The sequence below is a fragment of the Pseudomonas atagonensis genome (assembly GCF_011369485.1).
In the GTDB taxonomy this organism is placed as follows: Bacteria; Pseudomonadota; Gammaproteobacteria; order Pseudomonadales; family Pseudomonadaceae; genus Aquipseudomonas; species Aquipseudomonas atagonensis.
The window spans coordinates 93143-108225 of sequence record NZ_VXCA01000001.1 but is presented as its reverse complement, the minus strand read 5'-3'; the positions used below and the strand labels follow the sequence as shown (position 1 = coordinate 108225).

At 58.6% G+C, this 15083-nt stretch carries 14 protein-coding genes and 1 tRNA gene; 6 read left to right on the top strand and 9 right to left on the bottom strand.

Going from position 1 to position 15083, the window contains the following annotated elements; all coding sequences use genetic code 11:
- Window positions 1-10 precede the first annotated feature (10 nt).
- The 3 genes from F2P67_RS00445 to F2P67_RS00435 all read right to left on the bottom strand — a co-directional run bounded on the left by F2P67_RS00445 (window position 11) and on the right by F2P67_RS00435 (window position 3735).
- Window positions 11-2260: a xanthine dehydrogenase family protein molybdopterin-binding subunit gene (locus tag F2P67_RS00445; protein ID WP_166215902.1), complete on the bottom strand. Its 2250-nt coding sequence runs from the start codon at window positions 2258-2260 to the stop codon at window positions 11-13.
- On the bottom strand, window positions 2260-2715 hold the full coding sequence (locus F2P67_RS00440; RefSeq protein WP_007955170.1) for a (2Fe-2S)-binding protein: 456 nt from the start codon (window positions 2713-2715) through the stop codon (window positions 2260-2262). The genes F2P67_RS00445 and F2P67_RS00440 overlap by 1 nt, the downstream gene beginning before the upstream one ends.
- An 87-nt stretch (window positions 2716-2802) precedes the next feature.
- A complete protein-coding gene (locus tag F2P67_RS00435) occupies window positions 2803-3735 on the bottom strand; it encodes an AraC family transcriptional regulator (protein ID WP_166215899.1) in 933 nt (310 codons plus the stop codon).
- Window positions 3736-3964: 229 nt separating this feature from the next.
- Between F2P67_RS00435 and F2P67_RS00430 the strand changes: the two genes are divergently transcribed.
- Window positions 3965-5173, top strand: a complete 1209-nt coding sequence (locus F2P67_RS00430; RefSeq protein ID WP_166215896.1) for an MFS transporter — start codon at window positions 3965-3967, stop codon at window positions 5171-5173.
- 193 nt (window positions 5174-5366) lie between these two features.
- Here F2P67_RS00430 and F2P67_RS00425 read toward each other — a convergent pair whose 3' ends face one another.
- From F2P67_RS00425 to F2P67_RS00410, 4 genes are all read right to left on the bottom strand, one after another.
- Window positions 5367-6365: an NADP-dependent oxidoreductase gene (locus F2P67_RS00425; protein WP_166215893.1), complete on the bottom strand. Its 999-nt coding sequence runs from the start codon at window positions 6363-6365 to the stop codon at window positions 5367-5369.
- 68 nt (window positions 6366-6433) lie between these two features.
- Complete coding sequence (locus F2P67_RS00420) at window positions 6434-7303, bottom strand: alpha/beta fold hydrolase (RefSeq protein WP_166215890.1); 870 nt, start codon at window positions 7301-7303, stop codon at window positions 6434-6436.
- Window positions 7304-7383: 80 nt separating this feature from the next.
- Entirely contained in the window at window positions 7384-8172 is a 789-nt protein-coding gene (locus F2P67_RS00415; RefSeq protein WP_166215887.1) for an SDR family NAD(P)-dependent oxidoreductase, read from the bottom strand.
- 60 nt (window positions 8173-8232) lie between these two features.
- The gene (locus tag F2P67_RS00410; RefSeq protein WP_166215884.1) at window positions 8233-9312 is read right to left on the bottom strand and encodes an alkene reductase; all 1080 of its coding nucleotides are present in this window, start codon (window positions 9310-9312) and stop codon (window positions 8233-8235) included.
- Window positions 9313-9461: 149 nt separating this feature from the next.
- Here F2P67_RS00410 and F2P67_RS00405 point away from each other — a divergent pair, with 149 nt between their 5' ends.
- Window positions 9462-10043 (top strand): TetR family transcriptional regulator, encoded by a 582-nt coding sequence (locus tag F2P67_RS00405; protein WP_178120896.1) that lies wholly within the window; start codon window positions 9462-9464, stop codon window positions 10041-10043.
- Between the two features lie 388 nt (window positions 10044-10431).
- On the opposite strand, the gene F2P67_RS00400 is transcribed toward F2P67_RS00405, so the two are convergent.
- A complete protein-coding gene (locus F2P67_RS00400; RefSeq protein WP_166215878.1) occupies window positions 10432-11361 on the bottom strand; it encodes a LysR family transcriptional regulator in 930 nt (309 codons plus the stop codon).
- A gap of 177 nt (window positions 11362-11538) precedes the next feature.
- Between F2P67_RS00400 and F2P67_RS00395 the strand changes: the two genes are divergently transcribed.
- The 3 genes from F2P67_RS00395 (at window position 11539) to F2P67_RS00385 (ending at window position 13726) form a co-directional block, all read left to right on the top strand.
- Entirely contained in the window at window positions 11539-11931 is a 393-nt protein-coding gene (locus tag F2P67_RS00395) for a nuclear transport factor 2 family protein (RefSeq protein ID WP_166215875.1), read from the top strand.
- Between the two features lie 51 nt (window positions 11932-11982).
- Complete coding sequence (locus tag F2P67_RS00390; protein WP_166215872.1) at window positions 11983-12816, top strand: SDR family oxidoreductase; 834 nt, start codon at window positions 11983-11985, stop codon at window positions 12814-12816.
- A gap of 73 nt (window positions 12817-12889) precedes the next feature.
- Window positions 12890-13726, top strand: coding sequence for an SDR family oxidoreductase (locus F2P67_RS00385; RefSeq protein ID WP_166215870.1), 837 nt, complete (start codon window positions 12890-12892; stop codon window positions 13724-13726).
- 418 nt (window positions 13727-14144) lie between these two features.
- On the opposite strand, the gene F2P67_RS00380 is transcribed toward F2P67_RS00385, so the two are convergent.
- Window positions 14145-14232, bottom strand: a tRNA-Ser gene (locus F2P67_RS00380).
- Between the two features lie 122 nt (window positions 14233-14354).
- On the opposite strand from F2P67_RS00380, the gene F2P67_RS00375 reads away from it, so the two are divergent.
- A complete protein-coding gene (locus F2P67_RS00375) occupies window positions 14355-15026 on the top strand; it encodes a Bax inhibitor-1/YccA family protein (protein ID WP_053120677.1) in 672 nt (223 codons plus the stop codon).
- Window positions 15027-15083 lie beyond the last annotated feature (57 nt).

The window sequence follows — 15083 nt, the reverse complement described above, 5'->3', positions numbered from 1 at the left end:
CCGGCGCTGATCAAGTGAAGGTGTGTCGGCTCAGGGGCAGGCTGCGTACTCGCTGCCCGGTCAGCGTTGCCACCGCATTGGCGACAGCAGGCGCGACGGCAGGCAACGGCGGTTCACCGATGCCACCCATTTTTTCCCCGCTCTCGACCACACGCACATGAACCCGTGCCATCCGCGCAGGCGGCAGGATCGGATACAAGTCGTAGTTGCGCGCCCGGGGTTTGCCATCCACCCACACGGCTTCTTCCACCAATGTCTGCGACAGTCCCAACGCCACGGCGCCGTTCACCTGAGCCTCGACAATCGCCGGGTTGACGATGCTGCCCGGATCAATCGCTTGCCAGATGTCATGCACCTTGACCTGGCCGTTCTCGATGGAGACCTCGGCGATCACCGCCGTCTCCGTACCGAACGGCGAAGCCATGGCCACGCCGCGTGCACGTTTGCTGCCATCCTCGGCGGTAAACGGCCCGCGCTTCCAGCCTCCGGACAGTTCACCCACCGCTTGCAGCAGCGTGGTCAGGCGTTTGTTGTCACGCAGCAAATGCAGGCGCAGCTCGAATGGGTCTTTGCCGCCCTTGTCGGCCAGTTCATCGAGGAACGATTCATAGAAGAAGTCGTTGAGCGAATTACCCACCGAGCGCCAGTAACCGAGCATGGCCGGGCCTTTGACGTAGATCTGCGCGATGCGTTTGTTGGGGATCGCATAGGACTTGCCCGACAAGCCTTCAAGCGCAGTCGGGTCGAGCTTTTCACCTTGCTTGCCGGCGAGGGCTTCGGTCGGGCCTTCGGTGGCACTGATCGCTTCGATTGCCAGCGGCCAGCCGTCGGCGTCCAGAGCGCCACGGAAATTCACTGCGGCAACCGGACGGAGCACATCACGCAGGAACTCTTCTTCGCGACTCCAGATCAGTTTGACCGGACGGCCAACCGCTTTTGCCAGCGTGATCGCCTGAGGGTAGGGACTGGCCGAGTCGTAGAGAAAATGCCGGCCGAAGAACCCTCCCAGCAGCGGTGAGTGCAAGGTGATGCGCGAAAGATCGAGGCCCGTGCGTTTGGCGATGTCGGCACGGAACATGTCCGGCGCCTGATTCGGCAGCCAGACTTCCAGCGAACCGTCCGGATTGAATCGGGCCAATGCCGACGGAGGCTCCAGTTGGCCGTGGTTCAAATACTGGTTGTGGTAAGTGGCATCGATCAGGGTTTTGCTTCCCTTGAGCATCGCAGCCACGTCGCCTTCGTTTTCATCATCTTTGGCCGGGCCTTTGTCTTCGGCGAGGCGCTTGAACCAGGCATCGCTGGAAAAGTCGGCGGGCATCGGCCGCACTTTGCTGTCAGCCGTTGGTTCTTGCCAGTCAACCTGGATCGCCTCGACGGCACGTTTGGCGTGCCACCAGCGCTCGGCGACCACCGCCACAGCACCCGGCAGGCGATGCACGGAATGCACGCCTTTCATGGCCTTGACCTGATCTTCGTTGCGCAGGTTGCCGACCGTCATCCCCAAACGTGGGGCATGTTGCACGGCGGCATGCAGCATGTCGTCAACCTTCAGATCAATGCTGTACAGCGCCTTGCCTGTGGATTTGTCGTAGGCATCGAGGCGTTTTACCGGTTTGCCGATCCAGCGGAACTGGCTTGGATCACGCAGTCGCACAGAGGCCGGATCGGGAACCGGCAGATCCATCGCCCGTTCGGCCAGTTCACCGTAGGCCAACGAGCGCCCGGACTTGGCATGCACGACCTTGCCTGGCTCGGTGCTCAACTCGCTCACCGGCACGCCAAGTTGCTGCGCGCCCGCCTGCAACAGCATGGCGCGGGCAAGGGCACCGAGGCGGCGCATGACCGGGTAACTCATGCGTACCGACATGCTGCCGCCGGTGATGCGCATACCGTTTTCCATTACCACATAGGCTTCACCGGGCGGGGCGGCTTCGACCAGAAAGGTCGCCGGGTCGGCATCCAGTTCTTCACCGACAATCTGCGACATGGCGGTGAACGTGCCTTGTCCGCCTTCCATGAACGGGCAGAGCAGACGCACGCGGTTGTCCGGGCGGATCTCCAGGAACGCGGGGACTTGGGTGCCACGCTCGGCAGTCGCAGAAGCAGCAGCTTGTACGCGCGTCGTACCCAGCGGCAGACCGAAGCCGAGGACCAGCGCGCCGACGGCGGTCCCGGTCAGGAAACGTCTGCGCGAAACATTGATCGGTTCGTGCAGATCCAGTGCTGAGGCTTGCAGTGAAGGGTCGATTCGAACGTTCATCACGCTTCTCCCTTACCGGCAAGCTCATGCACGGCGGCATGGATGGCGTTGTAAGTCCCGCAGCGGCACAGATTGACCATCGCGGCCTCGATCTGCGCATCACTCGGTTTGGGGTTTTGCTTGAGCAATGCGGTGGCGGCCATCACCTGCCCGGACTGGCAGTAGCCGCACTGGGCGACCTGCAGATCGACCCAGGTCGAGACGACTCGTTTGCCCACGTCATCGCTTTCGATGGCTTCAATGGTGGTGACCTCGCGGCCAACCACACCCGCCACCGGCGTGACGCACGAGCGCACGACGTTGCCGTCCACCAGCACCGAGCAGGCGCCGCATTGCGCTAGCCCGCAGCCGTACTTGGTGCCGGTCATGCCCAGATCATCGCGGATCACCCACAACAAGGGCGTATCGGCGTCGGCATCGACCTGATAGGTCTTCTGGTTGATTCGTAGTTCCATGATTCACCCGCTGATCATCGGTTGACGTGCATTGTTATGAGCGGTGACAGGCGGCGAGGCGCATCACCGGTGAAGCTGGTTGTTTATTTAATTCGCTACGCTGCCGAGCGCTTCTGCCTCGAATGGCTGCCCGCGCAGGAGGGCGATGTCACGACTCGGCGCGGTGCCGAACAGCCGGCCATATTCGCGGCTGAATTGCGAAGGGCTTTCATAGCCGACCGCAAACGCCGCCCGCGACACATCGAGGCGCTCTACCAGCATCAGTCGCCGTGCTTCGTTGAGCCGCAGCCATTTCTGGTACTGCAGCGGACTCATGCCGGTGAGCTGGCGGAAATGATGGTGAAAGGTCGGCGCGCTCATCTGCACACGCGCGGCCAGATCGTCGATGCGCAGGGCGTCGGTGTAGTTGACCTTGAGCCAGTCAATGGCCTTGGCGATGCGATAACCCTGGCCATCGACAGCCGTGATCTGCCGCAGCCGTGGGCCTTGATCGGTGTGGAGCAGCCGATAGTGGATTTCCCGCAGAATCAGCGGCGCCAGAACCGGGATCGCCTCGGGTTCATCGAGCAATGCCAGCAGGCGATCGAGCGCGTCCTCCAGAGCAGACGACAGGCTGCCAATCGCGGCGCCCGTACCCGTTGCTGGCTGGCGTTTCGCGGGCAAGCCGCTCTTGGTAATGACCTCGGCAAGCATGCTGACATCCAGCTTCAGTACGAGGCCGACACAGGGCTGTTCGGGACTGGCGAGCATCACTTCGGAGTTGGCGGGCAGATCCAGCGACGTGACCAGAAATCGCGAAGGGTCATAGCTGTAGCCCTCACCACCGACCCACAAGCGCTTTTCGCCGCGACCCACGAGAATCAGGCTGGGCTCGATCATGCACACGGTGGGCGGCGCCGGCTGGTCGCGACGAAACAGCGTCAGGCCGGGTATCGACGTGGAGAAGTCACCCGGTACGCTCATGCGCGGGTCGATGTGCAATGCCAAAGGCGATTCCTGGGGCAGAGGGGGCCGGATCATATGGGGTCACTCCTGTTGACCGAACTCTAATCCGCGCGCGAGACGTTTCCTATCCATCACCCTGCATTGCCAGAGGATCAGGCAAGCATTCAAGAGGAATGCGCTAGGGAAGCACCGGATTGACCGGGAGAATGTGTCTATCTGTTACAGGGGCACTGCTCGGATGGGCAACAAACTGCTTGCCCCTGCGCATCATCCCCCTCGTTATTTCGCACCACAGGTAGTTTTCATGACGTTACCTTCTACAGATCCTTCTAAAAGAACAGGCGGCTGGAGCGCCGTGCTGGCCATGTCGCTGGCCGCATTCGCTCTGGTCGCTTCAGAGTTCATGCCTGTCAGCCTGCTGACGCCGATTGCGGCAGACCTGCACATCACCGAAGGCCAGGCCGGGCAGGGGATTTCCGTGTCAGGTGCGTTTGCCTTGATCACCAGTTTGTTGATCGCCTCGGTCGCTGCTCGCGTCGAACGCAAGAAGCTTCTGCTGGGCCTGACCTTGCTGATGATCGTCTCCGGAACGGTCGTCGCGTTCGCCCCGGGCTACCCGTCATTCATATTTGGGCGTGCCTTGATCGGGATAGCGATTGGTGGTTTCTGGTCACTGTCGGCGGCGACCGCCATGCGCCTGGTGCGACCTGATCAGGTTTCCCGTGCGCTGGCCATCGTCAACGGCGGCAACGCTTTGGCCACGGTCATTGCCGCTCCGGCGGGCAGCTTCCTTGGCTCGTTGATTGGCTGGCGAGGTGCATTCTTCTGTGTGGTTCCGGTCGCGGTGCTTGCCGCCGTGTGGCTGCTGATCAGCCTGCCGTCCTTAAAGGCCGAACGCCAGGCAGGTAGCGGCAACGTTCTGCGTCTGATGAAGCAATTGCCAGTGGCTTTGGGCATGGTCGCCGTGAGTGTCTTTTTCATGGGGCAGTTCATGCTGTTCACCTATCTACGGCCCTTTCTTGAAGGCGTGACTGGCGTCAGTGTCTCAACCTTGACCTTCATGCTGCTGGGGCTTGGAGTGGCAGGTTTTATCGGCACCTTTCTGATCGAACGATTTATGGGTCGCGGCCTCTACCGCACGCTGACCGCCATTCCACTGATCATGGCGGTGATCGCACTGGCGTTGGTCAGCTTCGGCAAATCTCCGGTACTGACCGCCGTGTTGCTCGGACTCTGGGGACTGGTTGCCACGGCCGCGCCGGTCGGCTGGTGGACATGGCTGGCGCAGACGCTTCCGGATGATGCGGAAGCGGGTGGCGGCTTGCTGGTGGCCATCGTCCAACTGGCGATTGCCGGCGGCGCAGTCATTGGCGGCCTGGCGTTTGATCTGAGCGGTTACAAAGCCACCTTCGAGCTTAGCGCCGCTGTTTTGCTCGTCGCGTCTGTGCTGGCCTGGCTGGCCGGGCGCAATGCCACGCAAGTTCATCTTGTCGAGTCGAGCGCGGCAGCCTGACGAGAACACATGCAACCCGTTTCGCCCTAGGGCTCAAGCATCAAACTGCGCCAAACGATAACGGGCGGTTCAACCCGCGCAACATCCGGTTGAAGCGCTTGCTGTTCCTCTGGCGAAATTACTTCGGCTGATGAGCACTCAAGTAGTAAAAACTGTGCAGTTTCTTCGGTCGATTCATGAGCAGGCGGCGTGGTCATTTGAGCAAAACAACGACCTTGCCCTTGGCGCGTCCCTGTTCAACGTACTTCAATGCCTCGGCCGTTGATTCAAAGGGGAAGGAACGATCAACCACAGGTTTGATGATCCCGTCCTCCACGAGCGCGGTGATGTGTTGCAGTTGAGCGCCATTGGCCCGCATGAACACGAACGCGTAGCTGACATCCTGTTTGCGCGCTTTGCGACGAATGCCAAGGCTCAGCAGGCGCATGACTTGCTGCAATGGCCAGGACAAACCTTGCTCCTGCGCGAACTGTGCAGTGGGTGGCCCCGAGATGGAAATGAGCTGACCACCGGGCTTGAGGACCTTGAGCGACTTCTCCAGCACGTCGGCACTGAGGCTGTTAAGCACCACGTCGTAGTCATGCAGCACATTTTCGAAGTTCTGCTGTGTGTAGTCGATCACCAGATCGGCGCCCAGCGCCTTGACCCATCCGACATTGGCGGTGCTGGTGGTTGTGGCGACAAACGCACCGAGGTGTTTGGCAAGCTGAATAGCGATGGTGCCGACGCCGCCGGAACCCGCGTGAATCAGCACTTTTTGGCCCTTTTGCAGCCGAGCGGTTTCAACCAGTACTTGCCAGGCGGTCAGTGCAACCAAGGGCAGGGATGCGGCTTGTGCCATGTCGGTATTGGCGGGTTTCAGGGCGACCGCGTTTTCGTTCACGGCGATCAATTGGGCGAACGTCCCGATCCGCGCTTCGGGCGGGCGAGCGTATACCTCGTCTCCCGGTTTGAAGCGTGTCACCTGCGGGCCGACTTCAACCACAACCCCTGCCAAGTCATTGCCCAGGATCAACGGAAAGGCGTAGGGCAGGATCAGCTTGAAGTCGCCTTTGCTGATCTTCGAATCCAGCACGTTGACACTGCTCGCATGGCCCTCGATCAAGACGTCGTGGGCACCGACTGCGGGCGCGGGTGCTTCGCCAATGCGCCCGGGGTTTTTGCCATAGCGATCAATCAGAAATGCTTTCATCGTGGTGCGGCTCTTGCTGGTTATATGGAGGGTAGTCGGTGGGGTTGGGGTGTTGCTGAGTGACGTGGTCAAGCATCGAGAAACGCCTGCGCCTTGGCCACAAAGTCGGCGTGATGCTGGAAAATCCCGCCGTGCCCGGCATCCTCATAAATCACCAATTGTGCGTTGGGGATACGCTCGGCCAGCTCAAACGAGTTAACGCTGGGCACCATGATGTCGTTGTCGCCGTTGACGATCAGCGTCGGCGTCCGCAAGCGCCCGAGGTCTTGCCGCGGTTGTTTGCCCCACGCGGTAATGGCTTTCAATTGCCGCAGGAAAGCGCGGGGCGTCGGGCCCTTGTCGCGATTTTTCTTGCGTGCCTTGAGGCGTTGTAAATACTGCGAGGCGGACCGTCGTCCATTCGCCGTCGAAGTGAAGAAAAGGTAGAACTTGGGATCGCGCAGGGTCAGCAAGCCTTTGAGGATCAATGGCCACGACACCATGCCGACCTTGTCGATACCAGTGCCGCCCGCCGGTCCGGTGCCGGTCAGAATCAAACGGCGCACCCGATCAGGTGCCTTCAGGGCGATCTCCTGAGCGACGAAGCCGCCGAGGGAGAAACCGAGCACATCAACGGTTGTCAGCTCCAGCGCCTGGATCAGTTGGATGGCATCGTCGGCCATTTCACCCACCGTCAGTGGCGCGGTTCCACCCGAGTTGCCGATGCCGCGATAGTCGGTGGTGATGACGCGTCTGGTTTGCGCCAGACCATCGATGATCGCCGGGTCGAAGTTGTCCAGTACTGCGCCCCAATGGTTGAACAGTACCAGGGGCATGCCGGTTGCGGGCCCAGTGTCGCGGTAGGCGAAGGGAATGCCGTTGACCGTGATCGACTGGTTCGCCGCGTCGATGAATGACGTCGGCGAACCCGAACGGGAATTTGTCTGCATTGAATTCATTGTTACTCCGGACAACGGGCTGGATTCGACGCAGTGCCATGCCCCTGCATCAAATCCTGCGCATGCTCGCTAGCAAAAAATCACTGTGGCGTCTGATAGCGCTGGGCAACCGCAGACTGGCGGATTTGTCCCAGCAGGCCCTGGCGTGCGCCCTGCAGGTCATCCCAACGCTCAGCTTCTTGCAGCGGCGGGATGGTCACAGGCTCGCGACGATCGAAACCGACCAGTGCGGCATCCACCAGATCACCCACTTCCATGATTTCGCTCAGGGTGTTGATGTCGACGCCGGAGCGATCCCAGATTTCCGTGCGAGTGGCGGCGGGCAACACGGCCTGCACGTAGACGCCCTGAGGCGAAAGCTCCAGGCTCAGGCCCTGGGACAGGAACAGCACGAAGGCCTTGGTCGCACCGTAGACCGTCATGCCGAACTCCGGCGCCAGACCCACCACCGAACCGATGTTGATGATTGCGCCGTCGCCGGCCTTGGCCAGGCGTGGGGCGATGGCGCTGGCGAGCCGCACCAATGCCGTGGTGTTGAGGGCAACCAGTTGCGCAACGCTGTCGGTGCTTTGGTCGACGAAGTGGCCAGATAGCGCGGCGCCGGCGTTATTGACGAGAATGCCGATGCGGGCGTCGTCGCGCAGGCGGCTTTCAACGGTGGTGAGATCGCTGAGTTGGGTCAGGTCTGCCGGGATGACATCGACGTCGATGTCGTGCTCGCTGCGCAACCGCGCTGCAAGTGTGTCCAGGCGAGCCTGATCGCGGGCGACCAGTACAAGATTGTGGCCGCGTTGCGCGAAGCGTTCGGCATAGACAGCGCCAATGCCGGTGGAGGCGCCGGTGATCAGAACAGTAGGGTGAGTGTTCATGGGGTATCTCTCTTTCAGGAGGTGAGAAACAAAACGCGCTCAGCTTGCGCTGGCGCTCGTTTAAGCCATTGTCGGGTAGTCGATGTAGCCCGCCGCCCCGCCGCCATACAGGGTGGCGGGATTGAACGCGGACAACGGCGCACCCTGTTTGAGGCGCTCCACGAGATCCGGGTTGGCAATGAACGGGCGACCGAAGGCGATCAGGTCGGCCTGGTCTTCGGCGAGCCTCGTAGTCGCCAGGTCGAGGTCATAGCCGTTGTTGGCGATATAGGTATTTTTGAAACGCTGGCGCAGGGCGGCGAAATCGAAGAGAGCCACGTCGCGCGGGCCGCCGGTCGCGCCTTCGACCACGTGCAGGTAAACCACCCCGAGGGCGTCGAGTTGCTCAACGACGTAATCGAATTGCGCCTGCGGATCGCTGCTGGATACGCCGTTGGCCGGCGACACTGGAGACAGGCGCACGCCAGTGCGATCCGCGCCGATCTCATTGACGACAGCCTCCGTCACTTCGAGCAACAGACGCGCACGATTTTCAATCGTGCCGCCGTAAGCGTCGGTGCGCAGATTGGCGCTGTCCTTGAGGAATTGATCCAGCAAGTAGCCGTTTGCACCATGAATCTCCACGCCATCGAACCCGGCAGCGACCGCGTTGGCCGCGGCCTGGCGGAAATCGGAGACGATTCCCGGCAATTCGCTGGTTTCCAGGGCGCGGGGTTCGGAGACGTCTTCAAAGCGGTTGTTGACGAACACTTTGGTCGCGGCACGCAGCGCAGAAGGAGCCACCGGTGCGGCGCCGTTTTCTTGCAGGTCTACGTGTGAGACGCGGCCGACATGCCACAGCTGCAGGAAGATTTTGCCGCCCTTGGCGTGGACGGCATCGGTGACTGTGCGCCAGCCATCAATCTGCGCCTGTGTGTAGATCCCGGGGGTGTCCTGATAACCCTGGCCCTGTCGGGAAATCTGTGTAGCTTCGCTGATCAGCAAACCGGCGCTGGCGCGCTGGCTGTAATAGGTAGCCGCAAACTCGCTTGGCACAAAGCCTTCGCCGGCGCGGTTGCGTGTCAGTGGCGCGAGAACGACACGATTCGACAACGTAAGGGCGCCAAGGGTGAAAGGGGTGAATATATTTTGCTCGCTCATTTGGTACGTCTTCCGTGCCCGTTGATGGAGATCGATGTTGCGTTCAATTAGGATGATGATCGAAATCTAAACTGTCAACGGTTTTGATTATGATCGGCATCTATGTATGATTAGGCACATGATTTCCCGGTAAACACGAGGTATTGCACGTGAGAGTGACCAAGGCGCAGGCACAGGCCAATCGAGAGCACATCGTTGAAACGGCCTCAGAGCTGTTCCGAGAGCGCGGCTTTGACGGCGTCGGTGTGGCGGATCTCATGGCGGCTGCCGGTTTCACCCACGGAGGCTTCTACAAGCACTTCGGTTCGAAGGCTGACCTGATGGCCGAAGCTGCGGCTTGCAGTCTCGGCAAATCGTTGACCGGCGCCCAGGCGCTCGATGTTCCGGGTTTCATCGACGTCTACGTGAACAGAGAACATCGCGACGGACGCGGCAGCGGTTGCACCATGGCCGCGCTGTGTGGGGACGCTGCGCGTCAGACGGACGATGTGAAAGCGACGTTTGCCGAAGGCATCGAACACACCCTGCAGACGCTAGGAGAGAAATACCCGACAGGAACGGATGCCGAGGCGGGTGAGGGAAGAAAGAAAATGATCGACCTGCTGTCTCGAGCGGTTGGCGCGATCATGTTGTCGCGAGCTTGCCCGGATGATTCCGCGTTGGCGGATGAGATTTTGAATGTGTGTCGCGCTGAAATGTTTGCGTCATTACCCGGTGTTGCCGGTCGATAAAGTGGAAAATTAGCAGAAGGACGGTTTCGACCCAGAGTGTGTAAAAATGCCATGAAGCGGGTCATGAAAATCATTGGTTCTAACGGTTTGATGAAGGCGCTGTCGGCATAAAAAAAGCTGGTTTGGCAGTGAGACAGGTGGAAAAAGACGGCAAACTTCACAGTAGGTATGAATGCAGATCACAGTCTGAGATTAATTAATGGCAGGCACTGTTTGATGGGCTATGCGACTTAAAGGCGCAGTCGCAGCAGTTCGACGTCGCGCTCGATCTTCTCTCAAACCGACGGTTGGACTCAGCCAGATGGAGGTGGCCGCAGATAAATTTTCAGCAAAGCTGCCGGCTTTTGGCTGAAAGTTACCGAGCTTGACTGGCTCTATTTCGAGATGTTCAGGCTGGGCGCCATTTGGTCCCGGAAAATGATGCATCGACGTTTTTGCGCAATGCCTCAACCAATAACGTAAACGCGGGAGACTGCTGACGTCGGCTGGGAAAATAAAGATGGTATCCCGCGAAAAAGGGGCACCACTCATCAAGTACTTGAACAAGCTGACCAGAACATAGTTGTTCCTGGACTACATCCTCAAACAAATAGGCCAGGCCGAAACCTTCCACCGCCGCTTGTTGCACCAGGCGCAGGTTGTTGAACGTAAGCGGTCCATCAACCCGCACATTCAGGTCGCGCCCATCCTGATGAAACTCCCAGACGTAGAGCGCTCCCGATGACGGAAGACGCACGTTGATACACGCGTGACGCGTGAGATCATGAGGCATCTTGATTGCAGGAGCGCGCGCCAGATACGACGGCGATCCGACCACAATCATTCGCAAGTCAGGCCCGATTCGCACGGCAATCATGTCCCGATCAACCTGCTCCCCCAGGCGCACCCCGGCATCGAAGCGATCAGTGACGATGTCGGTGAGTGCCGCATCGGTCGAGATCTCTACATTGATTTCCGGATACTCGAGTAATAGACGTGAAACCGTGGGCCAGAGGATGCCTTCAGCCGCATGCTTGCTCGCAGTAATGCGAACACTGCCCGCCGGTTTCTGGCGCATTTCACTTAGCTCGCTCAGTTTGGCTTCAATGTTGCCAAATGCAGGTCGTACGGTTTCCAGTAACCGGTCTCCGGCCTCCGTCGTGGCCATACTCCGGGTGGTGCGAGCGAGCAATCTGACGCCCAGGCGTGCTTCGAGCCGGCGGATAGTCTGACTGACTGAAGACTGTGACGTAGCGAGTCGTGCGGCTGCTCGAGTGAAGCTCAGCTCCTGCGCTACGACCAGAAAAACAGCCAGATCACCGAGTTCAGATCGATCCATTTATTATCTCAAAGTATAAGTTCATGCAGATCCTACCATCTAATCATGTGGATGCTGCCGCTCTATATTGTCAGCCGCAACTCCCTGAATGGATGACTCGGCGCTTTGAGGGTGCGAGGTCTGCATCGTTATCCAGGCGCGTTCGCACCTTTCGATAAACGCTCACTGGATCAGTACATGTCGAGTTCGATGGAGCACGCAGACCAAAGCTCAGAGATCACTGAAGTCCTGAACGCTTACCACAACGCCATGATCGAGGCGCGTACATCTGATCTTGATCGCCTGCTCCATCCGGAATTCTCATTGGTACATATCACTGGCTACATTCAACCCAAGCACGAATGGCTGGACTTGGTTTGGTCGGGAGACTTCAACTACCACCGCATAGAGCTGGAACAGCGATCAATTGGAGTCGGCGTTATTGGCAAAAGCTCCACCGTGCAGGGCCGGGGTATTTTCAACGCCAGTATTAATGGCAAGACGGCCCCCTGGAGACTGCAGTTCACTTTAGAACTCACACAACACAAGGGCGTCTGGATGATCGCGAGCGCCCGCTACATCACTTTCTAAAGAACTGCGTTCGGGCATTCGCGGATATGGCTATAACCGAAGGAAATCATTATGAAAAGTGAGATTGTTGTTGTGATCGGTGCCGGTGGAATTGGCCTCGCCATTGCTCGCCGGCAGAGTTTTGGCAAAACGTTGTTGCTCGCCGATTTTAATGATCAGGCCCTGCAGGCAGCCGCCGACATTTTACGACGTGCGAGCTACACCGTAGAGACGCGTCTCGTGGACGTGTCGTCTAGAGTGTCAGTCAGGGCGCTGGCAAACGCAGCAGCAGCGTTAGGCAGTGTTGTCCAAGTGGTCAATACGGCAGGTGTATCGCCAAATATGGCACCTGCGGACCGTGTTTTGGCAGTCGATCTGTATGGATCTGCTGTCGTCTTCGAAGAGTTTGAGCGTGTCATTTCGCCCGGCGGCGCTGGGCTCATAATCTCGAGCATGGCGGCCCATATGATGCCTGCCTTCACTCCCGAGCAAGATTATGCGCTGGCTTTCACACCCACAGATGAATTGCTCGGGCTTCCGTTCCTTTCTGCGGATGCGGTGCCTAATTCCATGGTGGCCTACATGATTGCCAAACGTGCCAACAACCTTCGCGTGCAGGCGGCCGCGGTGACTTGGGGCGAGCGTGGAGCACGGGTCAATTCAATGAGCCCTGGAATCATCGCAACGCCACTGGCGCAACACGAACTCGACTCACCCATTGGTGACGGCTATAGAGCAATGATTGCTGCCTCCCCAACCAAACGTATAGCCTCCCCTGACGAAATCGCGATTGCGGCTGCTTATCTTCTTGGGGCTGATGCGGGCTTCGTGACGGGTAGTGATCTGCTGATTGATGGCGGTGTCATCGCGGCGATGCGCGCAGGCAAGCTGCCCACCCCGAGCTGAAATAATGGCCTGTGATTGCAAGCAAAAGCGTGCAACCAGATGCGTCAATTCAAGCCAGACCAGGGATCTATTCATGAAAAAAAATTTGAAAGTGATTGTCGTTATTGGCGCCGGTTCAATCGGCCAAGCCATTGCCCGCAGAGTCAGTGCCGGTAAGCACGTCGTGCTGGCAGATCTGAAGCAGGAGAACGCCGATGCTGCGGCCAAGGTCTTACTTGACGCAGGATTCGAGGTCACTACAGCCATCGTAGACGTCTCTTCTCGTGAGTCGGTTCAGGCGTTGGTGCAGACCGCAACGGCAATTGGAGACATCACCGGTGTCATCCACGCCGCTGGTGTTTCACCCTCTCAAGCACCAGTTGCAACCATTTTGCGTGTTGATTTGTATGGAACAGCGGTCGTTCTTGAAGAGTTCGGCCATGTCATCGCCGAAGGCGGTTGCGCAATCGTAATCGCGTCACAATCCGGACACCGCTTGCCCGCGTTGAGCGAAGAACAAAACAAGACGTTGGCGACAACTCCAGCAGAAGAGCTGCTCGCGCTGCCAATGCTTCAAGCGGATCAAGTCACCGATCCTTTAAACGCTTACCAGATCTCCAAACGTGGGAACTCGTTGCGGGTCATGGCAGAGGCTGTTCGTTGGGGAAAACGCGGTGCGCGAGTTAATACAATCAGCCCGGGCATCATCTTTACACCACTGGCGCGGGACGAGTTGAGCGGCCCACGTGGCGAGGGCTACCGGCGCATGATCGACGTGAGCGCGGCAGGACGCGGTGGAACACCAGATGAAGTGGGCGCTGTAGGTGCGCTGCTCATGGGTCCTGAGGGCACGTTCATTACAGGTAGCGATTTTCTGATGGATGGTGGTGTAACAGCTGCTTACTGGTATGGCGATCTGGCTCCCGAGTAAAGGTGGGCGTTTTGTCCTTTCAGCATTGTGGTTAGTGGCCTATTCCGCTGGCGAGGTTCTGCGCTCTATCGCAGAGGCCAAGACACCTGGTATCGGGCTGGGAGCATAAAAATCGCCAGAGCGAAATCCTTGTGAAGGATGTTGATGGTTATTTCGTAAGGTTGGTAGAGCATTTGGGCGAAAGACCGACTTACTCAATCTGAATTGGAGACAACCGACCTTCAGACTCTGGCCGGAAGCTGCCTGTTGAAGACAGTCACATCCCCCCGTGTGTCGAGGTCGAAAAGTCATATCGCAAGGGTATGGTTGCGGAAATGATCGAAAAGATGCGGAAACGATCTAGAAAGGGCAGCCCCCAAAACGCGAACGCCAGAAACAACAAAGCCCTGAATAATCAGGGCTTTGTCGGTACCAAATATGGCGGAGGCGATGGGATTCGAACTCATGGACCTGTTACAGTCGACGGTTTTCAAGACCGTTGCCTTAAACCACTCGGCCACACCTCCGTTGCGTTGCGGGCGCCATAATACCTGAATGAAACACACTGTCAAACTCTCTGCATGGCTTGTTACAGAGCGTCTGTTATGATCTTTGCGACTGAACGTTTCAAACCAACAGGAGTGTCGCCATGCGCGAACAGGATTACGCAGTTAATAACGGCGTGCAGGCTGAGCAGCTAGAGGTTAGCCGCGTCCTGCGCAACACATACGGTCTACTGGCTCTGACCCTTGCATTCAGCGGCGTGATGGCTTTCGTCGCCCAGCAGATGCGCGTCGGCTACCCGAACATTTTCGTGGTGCTGATCGGCTTTTACGGGCTGTTCTTCCTCACCAACAAACTCCGTGATTCCGCGTGGGGCCTGGTGTCCGCGTTCGCGCTGACCGGTTTCATGGGTTTCCTGCTCGGCCCGATCCTCAACCGTTATCTAGGTATGCAGGGCGGCGCTGAAGTGGTCAGCTCGGCGTTCGCGATGACCGCGCTGGTGTTCGGTGGTCTGTCGGCTTACGTGCTGATCACCCGCAAGGACATGAGCTTCCTCGGTGGTTTCATCACCGCCGGTTTCTTTGTGCTGCTGGGTGCAACGCTGGCGAGCTTCTTCTTCCAGATCAGCGGCCTGCAACTGGCGATCAGCGCAGGTTTCGTGCTGTTCTCGTCGGTCTGCATCCTGTTCCAGACCAGCGCCATCATTCACGGTGGTGAGCGCAACTACATCATGGCGACCATCAGCCTGTATGTATCGATCTACAACCTGTTCATCAGCTTGTTGCAGATCTTCGGCATCATGAGCCGCGACGACTGATTCAAGTCTGCGTTTCAACAGAAAACCCGCTTCGGCGGGTTTTTTGTTGCCTGCGAA

Coding starts and splice junctions, on each gene's coding strand:
- F2P67_RS00440 (WP_007955170.1), bottom strand. CDS start 2,715: ATGGAACTACGAATCAACCAGAAGACCTATCAGGTCGATGCCGACGCC.
- F2P67_RS00445 (WP_166215902.1), bottom strand. CDS start 2,260: ATGAACGTTCGAATCGACCCTTCACTGCAAGCCTCAGCACTGGATCTG.
- F2P67_RS00435 (WP_166215899.1), bottom strand. CDS start 3,735: ATGATCCGGCCCCCTCTGCCCCAGGAATCGCCTTTGGCATTGCACATC.
- F2P67_RS00385 (WP_166215870.1), top strand. CDS start 12,890: ATGAAAAAAAATTTGAAAGTGATTGTCGTTATTGGCGCCGGTTCAATC.
- F2P67_RS00400 (WP_166215878.1), bottom strand. CDS start 11,361: ATGGATCGATCTGAACTCGGTGATCTGGCTGTTTTTCTGGTCGTAGCG.
- F2P67_RS00390 (WP_166215872.1), top strand. CDS start 11,983: ATGAAAAGTGAGATTGTTGTTGTGATCGGTGCCGGTGGAATTGGCCTC.
- F2P67_RS00410 (WP_166215884.1), bottom strand. CDS start 9,312: ATGAGCGAGCAAAATATATTCACCCCTTTCACCCTTGGCGCCCTTACG.
- F2P67_RS00395 (WP_166215875.1), top strand. CDS start 11,539: ATGTCGAGTTCGATGGAGCACGCAGACCAAAGCTCAGAGATCACTGAA.
- F2P67_RS00375 (WP_053120677.1), top strand. CDS start 14,355: ATGCGCGAACAGGATTACGCAGTTAATAACGGCGTGCAGGCTGAGCAG.
- F2P67_RS00415 (WP_166215887.1), bottom strand. CDS start 8,172: ATGAACACTCACCCTACTGTTCTGATCACCGGCGCCTCCACCGGCATT.
- F2P67_RS00430 (WP_166215896.1), top strand. CDS start 3,965: ATGACGTTACCTTCTACAGATCCTTCTAAAAGAACAGGCGGCTGGAGC.
- F2P67_RS00420 (WP_166215890.1), bottom strand. CDS start 7,303: ATGAATTCAATGCAGACAAATTCCCGTTCGGGTTCGCCGACGTCATTC.
- F2P67_RS00425 (WP_166215893.1), bottom strand. CDS start 6,365: ATGAAAGCATTTCTGATTGATCGCTATGGCAAAAACCCCGGGCGCATT.